Below are 5426 nucleotides of genomic sequence, written 5' to 3'. Positions count from 1 at the left end.
TCTCTTAAAAAAACCTCATAAAATATTTGGAATGGAAGGGTAAGTGTATTACTTTTGCACTCGCTTTAAAACCGAGAGTGGTAATAAAGAAAAGAAAAGAAAAAGCGATCTTTGAAAGATTTATCAAAATAAAAGGAACAAAAAAAAGCATTAGACGGGTGATACAATAGCAATATTGATATCAACTCCAAGTCAAAAAACCTTGAGCTTAAAAGCAGGACAACGTCGAACAATTCAGAAAATAAAAAAAATATACAAAGAAGAGTTTGATCCTGGCTCAGGATGAACGCTAGCGACAGGCCTAACACATGCAAGTCGAGGGGTAACATGGAAGTAGCAATACAACCGATGACGACCGGCGCACGGGTGAGTAACGCGTATGCAACCTACCTACTACAGGGGGATAGCCCGGAGAAATCCGGATTAATACCGCATAATACAGGGATTCCGCATGGAAATATTTGTTAAAGAAATTCGGTAGTAGATGGGCATGCGTTCCATTAGCCAGTTGGTGAGGTAACGGCTCACCAAAGCAACGATGGATAGGGGAACTGAGAGGTTTATCCCCCACACTGGTACTGAGACACGGACCAGACTCCTACGGGAGGCAGCAGTGAGGAATATTGGTCAATGGACGAGAGTCTGAACCAGCCAAGTCGCGTGAAGGATGACTGCCCTACGGGTTGTAAACTTCTTTTGTGCTAGAGTAAAAAAGAGTATGTATACTCTCTTGCAAGTATAGTACGAATAAGCATCGGCTAACTCCGTGCCAGCAGCCGCGGTAATACGGAGGATGCGAGCGTTATCCGGATTTATTGGGTTTAAAGGGTGCGTAGGCGGGACCTTAAGTCAGCGGTGAAAGTTTGAGGCTCAACCTTAAAATTGCCGTTGAAACTGGGATCCTTGAGTGTATTTGAAGTAGGCGGAATTCGTAGTGTAGCGGTGAAATGCATAGATATTACGAAGAACTCCAATTGCGCAGGCAGCTTACTAAACTACAACTGACGCTGAAGCACGAAAGCGTGGGTATCAAACAGGATTAGATACCCTGGTAGTCCACGCAGTAAACGATGATTACTAGCTGTTTGTGATATTACAATAAGTGGCTAAGCGAAAGCGATAAGTAATCCACCTGGGGAGTACGCCGGCAACGGTGAAACTCAAAGGAATTGACGGGGGCCCGCACAAGCGGAGGAACATGTGGTTTAATTCGATGATACGCGAGGAACCTTACCCGGGCTTGAAATATACTCGACCGGTCTGGAAACAGGCCTTCTAGCAATAGCGAGTATGTAGGTGCTGCATGGTTGTCGTCAGCTCGTGCCGTGAGGTGTCGGCTTAAGTGCCATAACGAGCGCAACCCTCATTGTTAGTTACTAACAGGTCAAGCTGAGGACTCTGACAAGACTGCCAGCGTAAGCTGTGAGGAAGGTGGGGATGACGTCAAATCAGCACGGCCCTTACGTCCGGGGCGACACACGTGTTACAATGGGGGGTACAACGGGTAGCTACCTGGCGACAGGATGCCAATCTCCAAAGCCCCTCCCAGTTCGGATCGAAGTCTGCAACTCGACTTCGTGAAGCTGGATTCGCTAGTAATCGCGCATCAGCCATGGCGCGGTGAATACGTTCCCGGGCCTTGTACACACCGCCCGTCAAGCCATGGAAGCCGGGGGTACCTGAAGTACGTAACCGTAAGGAGCGTCCTAGGGTAAAACTGGTGACTGGGGCTAAGTCGTAACAAGGTAGCCGTACCGGAAGGTGCGGCTGGAACACCTCCTTTCTGGAGAATTGTTCAAAAACGACCCTGCAAAAACAAGCAAGAGCCGATATACACCCCGTAAAAAGGATGTTATCACCCATGTTTAATGTTTAAACCAACCTTTAAAAAAGATAAATCTCACAAAATAAAGAGAAACAAAGGAGCCGAGACAAATCCGGAGCTCCGGGCAAGACTAAAACAGCCAGTCCCATAGCTCAGTTGGTTAGAGCGCTACACTGATAATGTAGAGGTCGGCAGTTCAACTCTGCCTGGGACTACCAAGCAAACCCTTGGGGGATTAGCTCAGCTGGCTAGAGCACCTGCCTTGCACGCAGGGGGTCAACGGTTCGAATCCGTTATTCTCCACCAAAGCCGAAGCCCGAGGCAACAAAGGCAAGACGCAAAAAAGATCTTTGACATGATGTAAAAAAAGAGCAAGTAAAAAAAAACGAGTATATATCAAACCGTTCATAGTAGCAATACTATGAGACAGGCGAAGAAAAAAAAGTAAAAAAGGGCACATGGGGGATGCCTAGGCTCTCGAAGGCGACGAAGGACGTGATAAGCTGCGAAAAGCTACGGTAAGGAGCAAATATCCCTTGACCCGTAGATCTCCGAATGGGGCAACCCGATGGGCGAAGAGCCTATCATCTGATCAAATCAGAAGCAAACGCGGGGAACTGAAACATCTAAGTACCCGTAGGAAAAGAAAACAAAAGTGATTCCCTAAGTAGTGGCGAGCGAACGGGGAGAAGCCCAAACCAATACTGTTTCGGCATTATTGGGGTTGTAGGACTGCATCATGGCAAGAAGTTATAGTAGTAGAATGCTTTGGAAAAAGCAATCAAAGAAGGTGATAATCCCGTATACGAAACCATAACCAAGCCTAGCAGACTCCTGAGTAGCGCGGGACACGAGAAATCCTGTGTGAATCTGCCGGGACCATCCGGTAAGGCTAAATACATCCGAGAGACCGATAGTGAACCAGTACCGTGAGGGAAAGGTGAAAAGAACCTCGAACAGAGGAGTGAAAAAGACCCTGAAACCATGTGCCTACAAGCGGTCGGAGCCAGCAATGGTGACGGCGTGCCTTTTGCATAATGAACCTACGAGTTACTCTTATTGGCAAGGTTAAGTGTAAGTATACACGGATCCGAAGCGAAAGCAAGTCTTAACAGGGCGCCATAGTCAATAGGAGTAGACGCGAAACCAAGTGATCTACCCTTGAGCAGGTTGAAGGTTGGGTAACACCAATTGGAGGACCGAACCGGTAAGCGTTGAAAAGCTTTCGGATGACTTGAGGGTAGGGGTGAAAGGCTAATCAAACTTGGAGATAGCTCGTACTCCCCGAAATGCATTTAGGTGCAGCCTCGGCGAATTACTTATGTCAGGTAGAGCTACTGATTGGATGCGAGGGCTTCACCGCCTATCAAGTCCAGATAAACTCCGAATGGGCATAAGTTAATACCGGGAGTGAGGGCATGGGTGCTAAGGTCCATGTCCGAGAGGGAAAGAACCCAGACCATCAGCTAAGGTCCCCAAATACATGTTAAGTTGAATTAACGAAGTGTTGCCGCTAAGACAGCTAGGATGTTGGCTTGGAAGCAGCCATTCATTTAAAGAGTGCGTAACAGCTCACTAGTCGAGTGGCGATGCGTGGATAATAATCGGGCATCAAACATGTTACCGAAGCTATGGGATAAATATTATCGGTAGGGGAGCATTCCGTTCAGCGTCGAAGGCGTAGCGTGAGCTACTCTGGAGCGTACGGAAAAGCAAATGTAGGTATGAGTAACGATAAAGGGGGTGAGAAACCCCCTCGCCGAAAAACTAAGGTTTCCTGATCAACGCTAATCGGATCAGGGTAAGTCGGGCCCTAAGGAGACGCCGAACGGCTAATTCGATGGACGAAACGGTTAATATTCCGTTACTAGCTTTAAGAGTGATGTGGGGACACAGGAGTGACACTGCTGCCATCTGACGGAATAGATGGTTAAAGGGCGTAGACGTAGATTTTAGTAGGCAAATCCGCTAAAAGAGTCGAACCTGAAAGTATGAGGAACCATTGGTGAATCAATATGCAGGTAAACAGACTGTCAAGAAAAACCGCTAAACGCTAATCTTAAAGTTACCCGTACTAAAACGGACACACGTAGTTGGGTTGAGTATACTAAGGCGCTCGAGTGATTCACAGTTAAGGAATTAGGCAAAATGACCCTGTAACTTCGGGAGAAAGGGTGCCTGTCAGAGATGGCAGGCCGCAGAGAATAGAAGAAGGCAACTGTTTAACAAAAACACATGGCTATGCAAATTAGAAATAAGAAGTATATAGCCTGACACCTGCCCGGTGCTGGAAGGTTAAGAGGAGAAGTCATCGCAAGAGAAGCTTTGAATTGAAGCCCCAGTAAACGGCGGCCGTAACTATAACGGTCCTAAGGTAGCGAAATTCCTTGTCGGGTAAGTTCCGACCTGCACGAATGGTGTAATGATCTTCTTACTGTCTCAACTGTGAGCTCGGTGAAATTGTAGTATCGGTGAAGATGCCGATTACCCGCGATGGGACGAAAAGACCCCGTGAACCTTTACTATAGCTTTACATTGAATCTGGGCACTTGATGTGTAGGATAGGCCGGAGACTATGAAGCGGGCACGCTAGTGTTCGTGGAGTCATCCTTGAAATACGGCCCTTTAATTGTTTGGATTCTAACTTGTAGATACAAGGACACTGTATGGTGGGTAGTTTGACTGGGGTGGTCGCCTCCAAAAGAGTAACGGAGGCTTCTAAAGGTGCGCTCAGAACGATTGGTAACCGTTCGCAGAGTGTAATGGCATAAGCGCGCTTGACTGGGAGACCAACAAGTCGATCAGGTAGGAAACTAGAGCATAGTGATCCGGTGGTTTCAGTATGGAATGGCCATCGCTCAAAGGATAAAAGGTACTCCGGGGATAACAGGCTGATCATTCCCAAGAGCTCATATCGACGGAATGGTTTGGCACCTCGATGTCGGCTCGTCACATCCTGGGGCTGGAGAAGGTCCCAAGGGTTGGGCTGTTCGCCCATTAAAGTGGCACGCGAGCTGGGTTCAGAACGTCGTGAGACAGTTCGGTCTCTATCTATCGTGGGCGTAAGATATTTGCGGGGATCTGACACTAGTACGAGAGGACCGTGTTGGACGCACCGCTGGTTTACCGGTTGTTCCGCCAGGGGCATCGCCGGGTAGCTAAGTGCGGATTGGATAAGTGCTGAAAGCATCTAAGTACGAAGCCAGCCTCAAGATTAGATATCCTTATAAGGGTCGTTGTAGACTACGACGTTGATAGGCTACAGGTGGAAGTGCAGTAATGTATGGAGCCGAGTAGTACTAATTGCCCGAAACTTTTTAAGTCATTCGCCTGTCTTCCAACAGGTTTGCTACATACTTTAGTATTAATTACTTGTTCTTTACATCAAGTCTTAAAAATTAAGAATGAAAAATTAAGAATTAAGAATTTACAAACACGTTATTCTTCATTCATCATTATTAATTCTTCATTCAGAAAATATTCAGGTGGTTATAGCGTTGGGGATCCACCTCTTCCCATTCCGAACAGAGAAGTTAAGCCCAACCACGCCGATGGTACTGCAGTTTTGTGGGAGAGTAGGTAACCGCCATCTTTTTTATAA

At 47.1% G+C, this 5426-nt stretch carries 2 tRNA genes and 3 rRNA genes; all 5 read left to right on the top strand.

The annotated features are described in order from the left end of the window. Positions 1 to 254: 254 nt before the first annotated feature. The 5 genes from BUC12_RS19560 (at position 255) to rrf (ending at position 5417) form a co-directional block, all read left to right on the top strand. A 16S ribosomal RNA gene (locus BUC12_RS19560) occupies positions 255 to 1783 on the top strand. A 183-nt stretch (positions 1784 to 1966) separates the two neighbouring features. Further along, positions 1967 to 2043: transfer RNA gene (locus BUC12_RS19555), tRNA-Ile, on the top strand. 11 nt (positions 2044 to 2054) lie between these two features. After that, a tRNA-Ala gene (locus tag BUC12_RS19550) sits at positions 2055 to 2131 on the top strand. Positions 2132 to 2263: 132 nt separating this feature from the next. Beyond that, positions 2264 to 5147: ribosomal RNA gene (locus BUC12_RS19545) — 23S ribosomal RNA — on the top strand. Between the two features lie 159 nt (positions 5148 to 5306). Beyond that, positions 5307 to 5417 (top strand): 5S ribosomal RNA (rrf, locus tag BUC12_RS19540). The 16S, 23S and 5S rRNA genes sit together here with 2 tRNA genes alongside, the layout of an rRNA operon. Positions 5418 to 5426: the final 9 nt, after the last annotated feature.

This window comes from Indolivaga macrotermitis, from assembly GCF_900128985.1.
GTDB classification, from domain to species: Bacteria; Bacteroidota; Bacteroidia; order Bacteroidales; family Dysgonomonadaceae; genus Dysgonomonas_A; species Dysgonomonas_A macrotermitis.
This window is presented reverse-complemented; position numbering and strand designations above follow the sequence as displayed.